The 15,862-nt window shown below is 72.5% G+C and carries 7 protein-coding genes; 4 read left to right on the forward strand and 3 right to left on the reverse strand.

Annotation, left to right across the window (positions count from 1 at the left end; genetic code table 11):
• Window positions 1-20 precede the first annotated feature (20 nt).
• The 3 genes from ACWDR3_RS14335 to ACWDR3_RS14345 form a co-directional block, all read right to left on the reverse strand.
• Entirely contained in the window at window positions 21-1,586 is a 1,566-nt protein-coding gene (locus ACWDR3_RS14335; protein ID WP_450352770.1) for an alpha/beta hydrolase, read from the reverse strand.
• Window positions 1,587-1,834: 248 nt separating this feature from the next.
• Complete coding sequence (locus ACWDR3_RS14340; RefSeq protein ID WP_450352771.1) at window positions 1,835-3,382, reverse strand: alpha/beta hydrolase; 1,548 nt, start codon at window positions 3,380-3,382, stop codon at window positions 1,835-1,837.
• A 139-nt stretch (window positions 3,383-3,521) separates the two neighbouring features.
• Window positions 3,522-6,278, reverse strand: a complete 2,757-nt coding sequence (locus ACWDR3_RS14345; protein WP_450352772.1) for a lysylphosphatidylglycerol synthase transmembrane domain-containing protein — start codon at window positions 6,276-6,278, stop codon at window positions 3,522-3,524.
• 186 nt (window positions 6,279-6,464) lie between these two features.
• Between ACWDR3_RS14345 and ACWDR3_RS14350 the strand changes: the two genes are divergently transcribed.
• From ACWDR3_RS14350 to ACWDR3_RS14365, 4 genes are all read left to right on the forward strand, one after another.
• Window positions 6,465-6,851, forward strand: coding sequence for an MGMT family protein (locus ACWDR3_RS14350; RefSeq protein ID WP_450352773.1), 387 nt, complete (start codon window positions 6,465-6,467; stop codon window positions 6,849-6,851).
• A gap of 266 nt (window positions 6,852-7,117) precedes the next feature.
• Window positions 7,118-10,630, forward strand: a complete 3,513-nt coding sequence (locus tag ACWDR3_RS14355) for a UvrD-helicase domain-containing protein (RefSeq protein WP_450352774.1) — start codon at window positions 7,118-7,120, stop codon at window positions 10,628-10,630.
• A gap of 138 nt (window positions 10,631-10,768) precedes the next feature.
• Window positions 10,769-14,407 (forward strand): UvrD-helicase domain-containing protein, encoded by a 3,639-nt coding sequence (locus ACWDR3_RS14360; protein WP_450352775.1) that lies wholly within the window; start codon window positions 10,769-10,771, stop codon window positions 14,405-14,407.
• 10 nt (window positions 14,408-14,417) lie between these two features.
• A complete protein-coding gene (locus ACWDR3_RS14365; protein WP_450352776.1) occupies window positions 14,418-15,821 on the forward strand; it encodes a dipeptidase in 1,404 nt (467 codons plus the stop codon).
• The last annotated feature ends 41 nt before the right edge of the window (window positions 15,822-15,862 follow it).

A 15,862-nucleotide genomic window follows, 5' to 3' on the forward strand; every position in this document is an offset into this window, starting at 1 on the left:
GCGGACCGGGAGCGACGGCCCTACGAGGCGCAGACCTTGCCGTCCTTCGGCACCGTCCCCTTCAGCAGATACGCGTTCACCGTGGAGTCGACACAGTCGCTCCCGCTCCCGTACGCACCGTGCCCCTCGCCCTTCCAGGTGAGCTCCACACCGACGCCCTTGCCCAGCTCGTCGGCCATCTTCCGGGCGCCCTCGTACGGTGTCGCCGGGTCGCCGGTGTTGCCGACCACCAGGATCGGCGCCGCGCCGGGCGCGCTCACCTCCGGGGTGTCGTACTGCCCGGCCACCGGCCAGTCGTGGCACCAGCCGGCCGTGTCCCAGCCGAGGAAGTCCCCGAACACGGGCGAGATCTTCTCGAACGTCGGCAGCAGCTTCTTCGTCTCCTCGGCGGTCGGCCGCTGCTTGTCGTCCAAGCACGATATGACCCGTTGGGAGTGGGTCGTCGTGCCGTAGTGCCCCGAGGCGTCACGTTCGTTGTAGCCGTCTGCGAGGTCCAGCAACTCCGAGCCGTCGCCGCCTTCCGCCGCGTCGAGGGCGCTGGTCAGTGTCGGCCAGCCGGCCTTGCTGTACAGCGGCAGGACGATGCCGGTGACGGCTAGCGTCTGGGTGAGCTCGCGCCCCGACGACGTCGGCAGCGGCTTCGCGTCGAGCCGGTCGAGCAGGTCCGCGATCTTCCGGGTGCCCTGCTTCGGGTCCTGCCCGGTCGACTTGAGGTAGTCGTCGAGTGCGCGCTGGAAGCCTCTGGTCTGGTTCTCCGCGTGGCCCACGGTGTCGGCGCTCGGGTCGACGACCGCGTCGAGGATCAGCCGTCCCACGTTCTTGGGGAACAAGTGGGCGTACACACCGCCCAGTTCGGTGCCGTACGAGATGCCGAAGTAGTGCATCTTCGCGTCGCCGAGGACCTGGCGCATGAGGTCCATGTCGCGCGCGGTGTCCGTCGTCGACACGTGCGCCAGGAGCTTGCCGGTGTCCTTCTGGCAGCCCTTGCCGAAGGCGACGGCGTCCTGGAAGTACGCCTTTTCCTCGGCCGGGGTGTCCGGCGTGGCATCGATGTCTTCGGCCGCCTCGATCGCCTTGTCGCCGCGGCAGCGCGCACCCTCGCTGCGGTCGACCCCGCGCGGGTCCCAGCTCACCAGGTCGTACCGCTCACGCAGCGAGGAGGCCGTGGCCGCGTACGACGGCAGCGTGGAGACGCCCGAGCCGCCGGGACCGCCGAAGTTGAACAGCAGCGAGCCGATGGGCTTGTCGCCGCGGGACTTGCCGCGGATCAGCGCGAGGCCGATCGTCTCGCCGTCCGGCTTCGACCAGTCCAGCGGCACCTTGAGCGTCGCGCACTGCCAGTCGCTGCCCGGCGCGGCGGAGTCGGCGGTGGCCTTGCAGCCTCCCCAGTCGAGCCGCTGCGCGGTCAGGGAGGAGGGCAGGGCGGCGCTCGTACCGGAGGAGTCGGAAGAGTCGGCCGACGGCGAGACGGTCCCGCCGGTGTCCCCGTCCCCCTTGCCGTCGTCGGACGACGAGCCGCCGCTGCAGCCCCCCACCAGCAGCGCGGCGGCGGCCCCCAGCGCCGCCCACCGTACGAGTCGCGCCATGTGCGTTCCCCCCTCACGAGCCGCCGGCCTCGGCAGGCCGATCGCGGTCAGGCCATAGTAGGCGGATCACGCGGAGGCCTGCGGGGGCCTGTGGATAACCTTCTGACCTGCTGGTTTACCCGGAATTTGGGGGAGGATGGGCATGGCCGGGATCCGGAGCGGACGGTGCCTGGCATGGCCGGGTTCAGGAGCGGACGGTGTCCGGCGCGGCCGGGGCCAGGAGCAGACGGTGTCGTGCATCGCTGGAGTCAGGAGCAGACGGTGCCCGCCGCCGGCACCTTCCCGTCCAGCAGGTAGCCGTTCACCGCGCTCTGCACGCACTTGTTCTTGCTGTCGTAGGCGCCGTGCCCCTGGCCCTTGTACGTCAGCTCGACGCCGACGCCCTTGCCGAGGGCGTCCACCATTTTGCGGGCGCCCTCGTACGGCGTGGCCGGGTCGCCGGTGTTGCCCACGACGAGGATCGGCGCCGAGCCGGCCGCGCTCACGTCGGGATGGTCGGCCGCGCCCGGCACGGCCCAGTCCGTGCAGCTGACCATGCCCCACGCCAGGAAGTCGCCGAACAGCGGCGAGGCGGCCCGGAACTCCGGCAGCTTCTCCTGCACGAAGTCCGCGGTGTAACGGGGCTTGTCGTCGGCGCAGTTGATGGCGATGTTGGCCGCCGAGATGTTGCTGTACTCGCCGTTCTCGCTGCGCCCGTTCATCGAGTCGGACAGCAGCATCAAGAGCCTGCCGTCCCCGTCGTAGGCCTGCTCCAGGCCCTCGGTGAGGTACTCCCAGAAGTCCTTCGAGTACAGCGACTGCGCGATGCCGTTGGTCGCGGCGGTCTGGGTCAGCTGACGCGGGAGGATGCCGGGGATCGGTTTGGTGTCGAGGTCCTTGAGCAGCTTGGCGATGCGGTCCTTGACGTCCTGCGCGGTGTCGCCGACCGGGCAGTCCTCGACCTTCGACGTGCAGTCCTTCGCGAAGTTGTCGAGCGCGAGCTGGAAGCCCTCGGCCTGGCCGAGCGAACCCTGTTCGGAGGTCTGCGTGGGGTCGACGACTCCGTCGAACACCGCGCGTCCCACGTTCTTGGGGAACAAGTGGGCGTAGACACCGCCGAGTTCGGTGCCGTAGGAGATGCCGAAGTAGTGCAGCTTGGTGTCGCCGAGCACCTGTCGCATCAGGTCCATGTCGCGCGCCGCGTCGGTGGTGCGCACCTGGGGCAGCACCTTCTTGGAGTTCTTCTCGCAGGCCGCGTTGAACTTCTTGGTGTTGTCCAGGAGCTCGGTGCGCTCGGCGGCGTCGTCGGGGGTCGCGTCCTGCTGGAAGTACGCGTCGAGCTGCTGGTCGTTCTCGCACTCCACGGGGGCGCTGCGGCCGACTCCGCGCGGGTCGAAGCTGACCAGGTCGTAGCGGGTGCGCAGCTTCGCGTAGTCCGTGCCGAAGGCGGGCAGCGTGGTGACGCCCGAGCCGCCGGGGCCACCGAAGTTGAAGACGAGCGAACCGATGCGCTTGCCCTTGTCGCCGCTGGCCTTCACCCGGATCAGCGCCAGGCCGATCGTGTCGCCCTTGGGCTTGTCCCAGTCGAGCGGCGCCTTCAGGGTGGCGCACTGCCACTCGTCGCCGCCCGGCAGCGGCGAGGGGGCACCGCCGCCGCCCTCCGCCTGGGACGGTGCGGGGCAGTCCTTCCAACTGAGCGTCTGGGCCGACAGATCCTCGTCCTTGGTGTCGTCGCCGCCGCAGCCCGCCAGTACGGACGACAGCAGCACGACGGAGGCGGTCAGGGCAGCGGCGCGCAGGCGAGGAGGGTTCGGCATGGTCCCATCCTGCGGTCGCACGCGGTGGAGCGCTCGGGGCGCGGGCCGTACGAGGTACGGCGGCTACGCGCGCGTACGTGGGGCGACGCCGAGTGCGTACGCGAGGTGATGACGACTGCGACGTACGCGCGCGTACGTCCTACAGGGAGCCCTTGCGCGAGAGGTGGTTGAAGGCCAGCCAGCCCGGCAGCACCGGCAGCCACAGTGTCAGCAGTCGGAACAGCAGCACGGAGGGGGCGGCGACCTCCTTGGGGAGGCCGACGGCGATCAGACCGACCGTCAGGGTGGCCTCGACGGCGCCCACACCGCCCGGCGTCGGAGCCGCGGAACCGAGCGCGTTGCCGGCGAGGAAGACGACCGCGACGCTCGCGATGCTGATCGAGGTCCCCTCCTGGCCGAACGCGCGGATCGAGGCGTCCAGGCACATCACGAAGCAGGCGGTCAGCAGCAGCATGCCGCCGATGCCGGTGATGAGCTTCTGCGGCCGCTGGAGCACGTCCAGCATGCGCGGCACGACACCCGCGAAGAGCGACCGCACGCGCGTGACGACGAACTTGCGCAGGAAGGGCACCGAGGTGACCACCAGCACGAGCACGGCGACCGTCAGCAGACCCGCGATGACCGTCCGGGACGGCGACAGCGACGGCGTCTTCTCGGTGCCGGTCAGATAGCCGAAGGACAGCAGCATCAGGATGTGGCAGCCGAGTCCGAACAGCTGCGAGGCGCCGACACTCGCCACCGCGAGCCCGGGCCGCACTCCCGCACGCTGCAGGAAGCGCGTGTTGAGGGCGACACCGCCCACCGCGGCGGGCGCGACGATCTTCACGAACGAGCCGGCGACCTGCGCCCCCACGGTCCGCAGGAACGGCACCCGCTCGGGCACGAACCCGAGCAGCGCCATCGCCGCCGCGAAGTAGCTCGCCGCCGAGAACAGCACGGCCGCCGCGACCCAGCCCCACTCGGCGTTGGCCACGAGTGGACCGAGCTCGATGTGGGTGAGCTGCGTGAGCAGGAAGTACGCGCCGATGGCACCGGCGATGAAACTGATCAGCGTGCGAGGCCGCACCCGCTCCAGACGGGCCGGCTCGACCGGAGCCTGTGGCCTGATCCGCAGCACCTCGTGCCGGATCAGCGTCAGCAGGTCGTCCTCGCGCGCCTCCTCCAGCGCGTCGTCGATGGCCCGCTTCTCGGCCCGCTGCTCCGCGCGTACGGCCTTCTTGTCGGGCTTCTCGAGCACGGGCGTGGTGTGGTCGTGCCCGGCCGCGGCGAGGCGGGCCTGCTTGTCCTGGTGGGACGCCTCCAGGACCGCCTCACGCTCGCGCTGGGCCCGCTCCCGGGCCAGCCTGCGCAGCGTCGCGCGAGAGGTCCGGCTGAGCGCGATGGGCTGCAGCATCGGCAGACAGTCGGCGACCGCGTCCGGGCCGAGCACGCTCACCGCGGAGGCCACCGCGCGCTCGGCGCCCACCCGCAGACCGAGCGTCACCAGCAGCTGCGAGATGTCCATGCGCAGCAGCAGGTCGCCGGCCGCGATCTCGCCGACCCGTAGGTCGGTGAGGATCACCGTGCCGGAACGATCCACCAGGATCGCGTCGCCCACGAGCCTGCGGTGCGCGATCCGCCGGGACTGCAGGGCCTGCACCTGGCGCCAGGTGTCGCGCAGCAGCTCGTCGGTGATCTCGTCGTCCGACATCGAGTCCAGGGTGCGTCCGCCGGTGTGCTCGTAGATGAGCATGACGGCGTCGGGGCCCAGTTCGGAGGTCGCGATCAGCTTGGGCGCGTTGGCACCGGCCGCGATGGCCGCGTACGCGAGCAGCGCCTCCTGCTCCAGGGCCTGGCGCAGCGACTGGAGGCTGCTGCGGGTGGCGAAGCCGCGCAGCGTCAGATTGCGCCAGGCGCGGTAGAAGAAGCCCTGCGCCTGCTGCTCGCGGTCGACCACCGTCACGTCGAGGGGTGGACCGTCCTCCAGGGTGACGAAGTAGCGCCGGCCGCGGTCGCCGGTCTCGGAGGTCTCCGGCACCTCCTCGCGCGCGGCGCTCACCGGGCGGAAGCCCACGTGCCGCAGCCCTGCCATCAGCGTGCGGCCGGTGGGGCGCACGTTGGGTGAGCCGACGGCGTACAGCGTCCCGTAGGCGACGGTCCAGCCGATCAGGACCGTCAGGATGATCGAGAACGGCGTCGTGTACCCGGTGACGAGCATCGAGAAGGCGTCCAGGCACAGCACGATCCACAGCACCGCGCGCCAGCGCGGCCGACGCGACATGCCGACGGCCGTCATGTAGGCGATGACCGGCGCGAGATAGCCGTGCACCGGGTCCGTGAGGGCGTGGATGTCGCCGGGGGAGGGCTGGGTGAGCGCCTCCTGGATGGAGCCGGGGGCGGCCTTGGCGACCCAGAGGTCGGTGGCGAGCGTCACACCGTGCGCGAGGACCGCCGCGAGCACGCCGTCGGCGATGCGCAGCCCGTCGCGTTTGATCAGGCGCTCGATCGCGAAGGCGACGGGCACCAGGAGGATCGCGATGCTGGAGGCCAGACCGGCGATCTTGATGAGCAGATCGGGCGCCTGTCCGGTGCCCTTGTTGATGTCCTGTTCGAGGCCTGAGGTGGTGCCGTGCGCGAACGCGGCGATCGCGAGCAGTACGGCGACGGCCAGCACGCCCACCAGGAGGCGCATCAGGTCGGAGGGGCGGTGCACGCGCGCGGGGAGCAGCGGTTCGTCGCCCTCGACCTCTTCGCTGTGCACCTCGTCGACGCAGTCGGCGTCGTCCTGGACGCCTCGGTCGACGTCTTTGGCGGCCGTCTCCTCGGGAGCCGTTTCCTCGCCGTCGGCGGTGTCCGGGCGCGACGAAGCGTCAGAGGTGCTTTCCGCATCCTCCGGGTGCGCACCCTGTTGCTTCATCGTCTCTTCTTGATCTCGTATCACCGGTCACCGCCCGCATGATGGTGGCATGCCCCACCGACACACGGGGGCATCAGGGTGCAAATGCGGGGGCGCACAGTCTGCCCGATGCGCCGCTCCGGGGCGAGGGACACCCACGGTGGCGGGCTCGTCACATTGTCGGTGGCGTGGTGCAGGATGGGCCGGATGAGCGAGGAGAGCCTGCCGCGGGACGTCCGCCCGGAACACCCGGACGCGCTGCCGGAGTACGCCGAGCGCGTCCTGGAGGTCACCGAACTGATTCCGCCCGGGCGTGTCATGACGTACGGAGACGTGGCCGAGTGGCTGGAGGAGGGCGGCCCCCGGCAGGTCGGCCGGGTGATGGCCCTCTACGGGAGTGCCGTTCCGTGGTGGCGCGTCATGCGCGCGGACGGCGTCCTGCTGCCGGGCCACGAACTGGAGGCCCTCGGCCACTACCGGTCCGAGGGCACGCCCCTGAAGGAGGCGAGCAGGGCCGCGGAGGGCCATCTGCCGCGCGTCGACATGAGGCGGGCGCGGTGGGACGGCGGCGAGCGCGCGGACGGTCACACCTGACAGCTTCCGGCATACGGCGCCCCCGGGTGCGTCGTGTACTCCGTGCGGGGGAACGGGGGCACGTCCGTCGCATGACGTACGTTCGTGGGGCAGGGGGCGCACGTGACCCGCGTGCCGTGAGCGTCTTGTGGGAAGAAGCGGAAGCGCTGCTTCCAGGGAATCCGTCGGCGTAGCGTCGGCTGCGCGCGTCCCGCTCACCCCGCGATCACCGCCCTGCACGCGCGGTGGCCCGACAACCAGCACAACCACCAGGACCGGCGAACCACGTGAGCTCCTCTTCCTCCACCAGGCGCCTGCCGCACCCTCAGGTGCGTCAGGGGGACCGTGGCGCTTACCGACTGGTGCGAACCCCACCGGACCGACCTGCTCCCCCTCGTCTGGACGCGCCACAGCGCGCGGTGGTTGACCACCGCGCCGGACCACTGCTGGTCCTCGCCGGACCGGGCACCGGGAAGACCACCACGCTCGTCGAGTCGGTGGCCGCCCGGATCGACCGGGGCGCCGACCCCGGACGCATCCTGGTGCTCACGTTCAGCCGCAAGGCGGCCGTCGAACTGCGCGACCGCATGGCGACCCGCACCGGCGCCGCCCGCGCGCCCCAGGCGACCACCTTCCACTCGTTCTGCTACGCCCTGGTCCGCGCCCACCAGGACACCGACCTGTTCGTGGAGCCGCTGCGGCTGCTGTCCGGCCCCGAACAGGACGTCGCCGTACGCGAACTGCTCGCCGGACAGCCCGACCTGGAAGGGCTCGGCCTCGCGCACGTGCGCTGGCCCGACGAACTGCGCGCCTGTCTGACCACCCGCGGCTTCGCCGACGAGGTCCGCGCGGTCCTCGCCCGCAGCCGCGAACTCGGCCTGGACGCGGGCGCCCTGGACGCCTTCGCCCGCCGCATCGGCCGCCCCGACTGGCGTGCCGCCGCCGCTTTCCTCGCCGAGTACCTCGACGTGCTCGACCTCCAGGGCGTGCTCGACTACGCGGAACTGGTCCACCGCGCGGTGCTCCTCGCCCGCCGCCCCGAGGTCGCCGCACAACTGGCCGCGCGCTACGACACCGTCCTGGTGGACGAGTACCAGGACACCGATCCCGCGCAGGTACGGCTGCTGCACGCCCTGGCCGGCGGCGGCCGCACCCTCGTCGCCTTCGGCGACCCGGATCAGTCGATCTACGCGTTCCGGGGCGCCGCCGTGAACGGCATCCTGGAGTTCCCGGACGCCTTCCCGCGCGCGGACGGCCGCCCGGCGCCGGTCGAGGTCCTGCGCACCTCCCGCCGCTCCGGTGCCGGACTGCTCACCGCGACCCGGCTGCTCACCCAGCGCATGCCGCTGACCCGGCTCCCGGCCGAGAAGGTGCGCGCCCACCGCGAACTCGCCCCGGTCCGGGACGGCGGCCGCGTCGAGGTGTACACGTATCCGACGCCAGGAACGGAGCTCGACAACATCGCCGACATCCTGCGCCGGGCACACCTGGAGGACGGCGTCCCCTGGGGCGAGATGGCCGTCCTGGTGCGCGCCGGCTCCCGCACGATTCCGACGGTCCGCCGCGCGCTCACCGCGGCGGGCGTGCCCCTGGACATCGACGGCGACGACCTGGCCCTGCGACACGAACCGGCGGTGGCGCCTTTGCTGACGGCGTTGCGGGCGGTGGCGACGGCGGAGGCGACGGGGCCTGAGGGGGGCGCGGAGACGACGGGTCCCGAGGTGGGCGTCGATGCGACGGATCCCGAGGAGGGCGCGGATGCGGAGGCACCCGTGCGCCCGGGTGGGGACGCCGATGCCGTAGGCGCCTCGGAGGCCGACGACGAACGTGCCTCGGGAGCCGATGACGAACGTGCCTCGGGAGAGGCATCGGAGGACGCCTCCGACGGGCCGCGACAGCCTCCAGAAGAGCCGCCGTCGGACACCTCCTGGCTCGACACCGAGACCGTCCTCACCCTGCTCGCCTCCCCCCTCGCCGGCATGGACGCCGCCGATCTGCGCCGTCTCGGGCGGGCCCTGCGCGACGAGGAGCGGGCCGCGGGCAACGCGCTGCCGCCGCCGTCGGACGTGCTGCTCGCGCGGGCGCTCGCCGAGCCCGAGCGCCTGGTCGCGCACGACCCCGCGTACGCGCGGGGCGCCCAACGCCTCGGCGCGTTGCTGCGCAAGGCCCGTGAGCGCCTCGCCGGTGGCGGCAGCGCCGAGGAGGCGCTGTGGGACCTGTGGGAGGGCACTCCGTGGCCCGCGCGCCTGGAGCGCTCCGCGCGGCGCGGTGGCGCGGCCGGACGCAACGCCGACCGCGACCTCGACGCCGTGTGCGCGCTGTTCGCGACCGCCGCCCGCGCGGAGGAGCGCAGCGGCGGCCGGGGCACCCTCAACTTCCTCGCGGAGATCGACGCCGAGGACATCGCCGCCGACACCCTCACGCGGCGTGCCGTACGCCCCGACGCCGTACGCCTGATGACCGCGCACCGCTCCAAGGGCCTGCAATGGAGCCTGGTCGTCGTCGCGGGCGTCCAGGAGGGCCTGTGGCCCGACCTGCGCCGCCGCGGCTCCCTCCTGGAGGCCGACCGCATCGGCCGCGACGGACTCGCCGAACCGCTCACCCCCGGCGCGCTGCTCGCCGAGGAACGCCGCCTCTTCTACGTCGCCGCCACACGCGCGCGTGAACGCCTCGTCGTCACCGCCGTGAAGGCCCCGGCAGACGACGGCGACCAGCCCTCACGCTTCCTCACCGAACTCGGCGTCGAGCCCAAGGACGTCACCGGCCGCCCGCGCCGCCCGCTGTCCGTCGCCGCGCTCGTCGCCGAACTGCGCGCCACGACGGTCGACCCGCGCGTCTCCGACACCCTCAGGGAGGCCGCCGCCCACCGGCTGGCCCGCCTCGCCGCGCTCGCCGACGACGACGGCCGCCCGCTAGTCCCCTCGGCTCATCCCTACCGCTGGTGGGGCATGTACGAGCCGACCGAGAGCAAGGTGCCCCTGCGCGACCGCGACCACCCCGTCGTGCTCTCCGGCAGCGCCCTCGACCAACTCGCCAACACCTGCGCCCTGCAGTGGTTCCTGGGCCGCGAGGTGAAGGCCGACGCGCCCGCGACCGTCGCCCAGGGCTTCGGCAACGTCGTCCACGTCCTCGCCGACGAGGTCGCCTCCGGACACACCCCGGCCGATCTCGCCGTCCTCATGGAGCGTCTCGACTCGGTGTGGAACGCGCTCGCCTTCGACGCGCCCTGGAAGTCGGCGCAGGAGAAGGAGAACGCGCGCGTGGCGCTCGAACGCTTCCTGAAGTGGCACGTCATGGACCGCACCGGCCGCACCCCCGTGGCCAGCGAGCACGACTTCGACGTCACCCTCGGGGCGGGCGACTACGAGGTACGCATCCGCGGCCAGATGGACCGCGTCGAGGCGGACGGCGAGGGCCGCGCGTACGTCGTCGACTTCAAGACCGGCAAACAGGCCGTCAGCAAGGCCGAGTTGGTCCACCATCCGCAGCTCGCCGTCTACCAGCTCGCCGTCCGCGAGGGAGCGGTCGACGAGGCTTTCGACGGAGTACGGCCCGAGCCGGGCGGGGCCGAGCTCGTGCAGCTGCGCCAGGGCGCCGCGCAGCGCGACGGCGGCGAGACGCTGCCCAAGGTGCAGGCGCAGGAGCCGCTGGAGGGGGAGTGGGTCGGCGATCTGCTCGCCACCGCGGCCGGCAAGGTCCTCGACGAGCGGTTCACCCCGAGCGCCGGACAGCACTGCGCGCACTGCGCGTTCCGGGCGTCGTGCAGCGCGCAGCCCGAGGGGCGGCACGTGGTGGAGTGAGCGCGCGGCCCGAGAGGGTCCTCGGCGGAGAGAACGCGCCGGTGTGACCCGTCGCACCACACGTGCTGACCAGCGTCTCTTCCGGACCGAGGGGCGATTCGTCCGCCACTGTCAGTGCGCGCCGCTAGCCTCTCCGACATGCCCGCCCGTATCACCGATCCCGAGCAGCTCAAGGAGCTCCTCGGCATCCCCTTCACCCCGGAGCAGACGGCCTGCATCGTCGCGCCGCCCGCCCCGCAAGTGATCGTGGCCGGAGCCGGGTCGGGCAAGACGACGGTGATGGCGGCCCGTGTGGTGTGGCTGGTCGGCACCGGCCAGGTCGCCCCCGAACAGGTCCTCGGGCTCACGTTCACCAACAAGGCCGCCGGCGAACTCGCCGAGCGCGTCCGCAAGGCGCTCATCAAGGCGGGCGTCACCGACCCCGACGTCATCGACCCGGACAACCCGCCCGGCGAACCGGTGATCTCGACCTACCACGCCTTCGCCGGCCGCCTCCTGACCGACCACGGCCTGCGTATAGGGCTGGAGCCGACCTCCCGCCTGCTCGCCGACGCCACCCGCTTCCAGCTGGCCGCGCGCGTGCTGCGCGAGGCCCCGGGTCCCTATCCGGCGCTCACCCGCTCCTTCGCCGACCTCGTCAGCGACCTGCTCGCGCTCGACGCCGAACTCGCCGAACACCTCGTACGGCCCGAGGCGCTGCGCGCGTACGACGCCGGGCTGCTGCGGTCCCTGGAGAGCGTCAAGCTCACCAACCCCGACCTGCGCAAGGTGCCCGAGGCGGCCGCCGCGCGCCGCGAACTCGCCGACCTGGTCGTGCGCTACCGAGCCGCCAAACGTGAGCGCGACCTGCTCGACTTCGGCGACCAGATCGCGCTGTCCGCGCGGCTCGCGGGCATCCCCGAGGTGGGCCGGATCCTGCGCGAGGAGTTCCGTGTGGTCCTCCTCGACGAGTACCAGGACACCTCGGTGGCCCAACGCATCCTGCTGGCCGGGCTGTTCGGCGGCGGCACCGGCCACCCGGTGACCGCGGTCGGCGACCCCTGCCAGGCGATCTACGGCTGGCGCGGCGCGTCGGTCGCCAACCTGGACGACTTCCCCGAGCACTTCGCGCACCCCGACGGCCGCCTCGCCGTCCGCCAGTCGCTCAGCGAGAACCGCCGCAGCGGCGGCCGCCTGCTCGACCTCGCCAACGGCCTCGCCGAGCCCCTCCGCGCCATGCACGCGGGCGTGGAGGCCCTCCGCCCGGCGTCCGGCGCCGAACGCGACGGGACGGTGCGCTGCGCGCTGCTGGCCACCCACGCCGAGGAGATGGACTGGCTCGCCGACTCGATCGCCCACCTCGTCCGCACCGGCAGGGCGCCCGGCGAGATCGCGGTCCTGTGCCGCACGGCGACCGACTTCGCGCAGATCCAGGGCGCGCTGGTCGCCCGGGACGTGCCCGTCGAGGTGGTCGGCCTGTCCGGGCTGCTGCACCTGCCCGAGATCGCCGACCTCGTCGCCGTCTGCGAAGTCCTCCAGGATCCGGGCGCCAACGCCTCCCTGGTCCGTCTGCTGACCGGCCCCCGCTGGCGCATCGGCCCGCGCGACCTCGCCCTCCTGGGGCGCCGCGCCCGGTTCCTCGTCGCGCACGCACGCGTGGACGCCGGCGACGACCGGGACCGCCGGCTCGCCGAGGCCGTCGAGGGGGTCGATCCGTCCGAGGTGATATCGCTGGCGGACGCTCTCGACACCTTCCTGGAGATGCCGCTCGACGCCGAACGGGACGACGACGGACTGCCCTTCTCGTCGGACGCGCGCGTGCGCTTCGCCCGCCTAGCCGCCGAACTGCGCGACCTGCGCCGCTCGCTCGCCGACCCGCTGATGGACGTCCTGCACCGCGTCCTCGCCGTCACCGGCCTGGAGGTCGAGCTGTCGGCGTCCCCGCACGCGTTGGCCGCCCGCCGCCGAGAGACCCTCTCCAACTTCCTCGACGTCGCCGCCTCCTTCGCGGCGGGCGACGGCGAGGCGACCCTGCTCGCCTTCCTCGCCTTCCTGCGCACCGCCGCCCAGTACGAGAAGGGCCTCGACAACGCCCTCCCCGGCGGCGAGAACACCGTCAAGGTGCTCACCGCGCACAAGTCCAAGGGCCTGGAGTGGGACGTCGTCGCCGTCCCGGGCCTGGTCACCGACAGCTTCCCCAGCACCCGGGGCCGCGAGAAGTGGACCGCCCAGGGCAAGGTGCTCCCGCACGAACTGCGCGGCGACGCCGACACCCTGCCCGACATCGGCTCCTGGACCTCCCGAGGCCTGAAGGACTTCCAGGAGTCCATGAAGGAGCACCAGCACACCGAGGAACTCCGCCTCGGCTACGTCACCTTCACCCGCCCCCGCTCCCTGCTCCTGGGCTCCGGCCACTGGTGGGGCCCCAGCCAGAAGAAGCCGCGCGGACCCTCCGAGTTCCTCCAGGACCTGTACGAGCATTGCGCGGCCGGCTTCGGCGAGATCGAGGCCTGGGCCGACGAGCCCGCCGAGGACGAGGAGAACCCGGCCCTGCACCAGGAGGGCGCCGACCAGGTCTGGCCCCTGCCTCTGGACGACGCCTCCCTCGCCCGCCGCCGGACCGCCGCCGAGACGGTTCTCGCCCACCTGGAGGACCTCGCCTCCCACGAGGACGGCCACCCCGCGGCCACGCACGACCCCGACGACCACGGCGACCCGGACTGGCCACCACCACCGGACGACGACGACCCGTACGAGAGCTACGAGGGACCGTCCGACCCGGACGGGGAGGAGTACGGCACCGAGGACGAGGTCCCCTTCCTCGACTCCCTCGACGAGGAGCCGGCCGACTGGGACACCTTGTCCCCGGACCGACCGGCCGTCCCTCATCAGGCGTCCGCCCCGGACCGCCGCCAGGCCACGGCCCCGGACCGCGCCGAGCACACACGCGTACCTCCGGAGCACAACCGAGTCAGCGCAGAGCACACCCGCGTCAGCCCGGAGCACACCCGTGCCACCCCCCGTCGCCCCCGCCTCACCCCCGAAGAGGCCCGCGCCATCGCCTCCTGGGACCGTGACCTCGACGCCCTGACCGGCGAGCTTCTACGCGCGCGTGAGGCCGTCACCGACGTCACCCTGCCCGCGTCGCTCACCGCGTCCCAGGTACTGCGCCTGGCAGCCGACCCGGACGGTTTCGCACGGGAACTCGCGCGCCCCATGCCGCGCCCCCCACAACCCGCCGCGCGCCGAGGCACCCGTTTCCACGCATGGGTGGAGGCCCGCTTCGAGGCGTTGACGCTGCCCATGCTGGAACCGGACGACCTGCCGGGCAGCGAGGCCGAGATCGCCGACGAACGCGACCTGGAAGCCCTCAAGGACGCCTTCGAACGCACCGAGTACGCCCACCGCACGCCCTACCGCGTGGAGGCCCCCTTCCAGCTGGCCATCGCCGGCCGGGTGGTCCGCGGCCGCATCGACGCCGTCTACAAAGAGGGCGACGGCGATACGGCGACGTACGAGATCGTCGACTGGAAGACCAATCGCACCCGCACCGCCGACCCTCTCCAGCTCGCCCTGTACCGGCTGGCCTGGGCCGAGCAGCGGGGCGTACCGCTGGAGTCGGTGGGCGCCGCGTTCCTGTACGTGCGCGGTGGCGAGGTCGTACGTCCCGAGGGGCTGCCGGACCGGGCCGCCCTGGAACGGCTGCTGCTGGAGGAGCCGGACGGGCAGGCGGAGGAGCCGCACGGGCAAGCAAACTGTGAGGAACCGCCCACCGAGGATGTCAGCGCGGGCCGATAGGCTCGTGACCATGAGCCAGACCCCGGACAGCGCCGTCCGTACGTACATCGAGCAGCACAGCCCCACCTTCCTCGACGAACTCGCCGAGTGGCTGCGCATCCCGTCGGTGTCGGCCCAGCCCGACCACGCGCCCGATGTCCGTAAAAGCGCCGACTGGCTCGCCGCCAAGCTCAAGGAGACCGGTTTCCCGACCACCGAGGTCTGGCAGACGCCGGGCGCCCCCGCGGTCTTCGCGGAGTGGCCCTCCGACAACCCCGAGGCGCCCACGGTCCTGGTCTACGGCCATCACGACGTGCAGCCCGCCGCCCGCGAGGACGGCTGGGACAGCGAGCCCTTCGAACCCGTCGTCCGGGACAACCGCCTCTACGCGCGCGGTGCGGCCGACGACAAGGGCCAGGTGTTCTTCCACACACTCGGCGTCCGCGCCCACCTCGCCGCCACCGGCCGCACCGCCCCCGCCGTCCACCTGAAGCTCCTGATCGAGGGCGAGGAGGAGTCCGGCTCCCCGCACTTCCGCGCCCTCGTCGAGGAGCACGCGGACCGGCTCGCCGCCGACGCCGTGATCGTCTCCGACACCGGTATGTGGTCCGAGGACACCCCCACGGTGTGCACCGGGATGCGCGGCCTCGCCGAGTGCGAGATCCGGCTGCACGGACCCGACCAGGACATCCACTCGGGCTCCTTCGGCGGCGCCGTGCCCAACCCGGCCACCGCCGTCGCCCGTCTGGTCGCCGCCCTCCACGACGAGCACGCACGCGTGGCGATCCCCGGCTTCTACGACGGCATGGTCGAGCTCACCGACCGCGAGCGCGAACTCTTCGCCGAGCTGCCCTTCGACGAGACGGAGTGGCTGCGCACAGCCAAGTCGCACGCCACCCTCGGCGAGGCCGGCCACACCACCCTGGAGCGCGTCTGGGCCCGCCCCACCGCCGAGGTCAACGGCATCGGCGGCGGCTACCAGGGCCCCGGCAGCAAGACGATCATCCCGTCCTCGGCCATGGTGAAGCTGTCCTTCCGCCTGGTCGCGGGACAGGACCCCGACCACATCGAGAAGGCCGTCCGTGCCTGGCTCGCCGAGCAACTGCCCACCGGGATCCAGCACGACATCGTGTTCGGCGCCGCCACGCGCCCGTGTCTGACACCGCTGGACCACCCCGCTCTCCAGTCCGTCGCCCGCGCGATGGGACGCGCCTTCCAGAAACCCGTCCGCTTCACCCGGGAGGGCGGCTCAGGACCGGCCGCCGATCTCCAGGAAGTCCTCGGGGCGCCCGTGCTCTTCCTGGGCATCTCCGTCCCCTCCGACGGGTGGCACGCACCGAACGAGAAGGTCGAGCTCGATCTGCTCCTCAAGGGCGTCGAAACCGCCGCGTACCTGTGGGGCGACCTCGCCGAGACCTGGCGCCGTGCGCCCTGACCACTGCGCACCGTCCGGAGCCACAGCACGCGAGGGGCACA

Source organism: Streptomyces sp. NPDC001002 (assembly GCF_053599215.1).

Excerpts from the sequence above, each read along its gene's own strand:
- ACWDR3_RS14365 (WP_450352776.1), top strand. The coding sequence starts at position 14,418 with ATGAGCCAGACCCCGGACAGCGCCGTCCGTACGTACATCGAGCAGCAC.
- ACWDR3_RS14350 (WP_450352773.1), top strand. The coding sequence starts at position 6,465 with ATGAGCGAGGAGAGCCTGCCGCGGGACGTCCGCCCGGAACACCCGGAC.
- ACWDR3_RS14340 (WP_450352771.1), bottom strand. The coding sequence starts at position 3,382 with ATGCCGAACCCTCCTCGCCTGCGCGCCGCTGCCCTGACCGCCTCCGTC.
- ACWDR3_RS14335 (WP_450352770.1), bottom strand. The coding sequence starts at position 1,586 with ATGGCGCGACTCGTACGGTGGGCGGCGCTGGGGGCCGCCGCCGCGCTG.
- ACWDR3_RS14345 (WP_450352772.1), bottom strand. The coding sequence starts at position 6,278 with ATGAAGCAACAGGGTGCGCACCCGGAGGATGCGGAAAGCACCTCTGAC.
- ACWDR3_RS14360 (WP_450352775.1), top strand. The coding sequence starts at position 10,769 with ATGCCCGCCCGTATCACCGATCCCGAGCAGCTCAAGGAGCTCCTCGGC.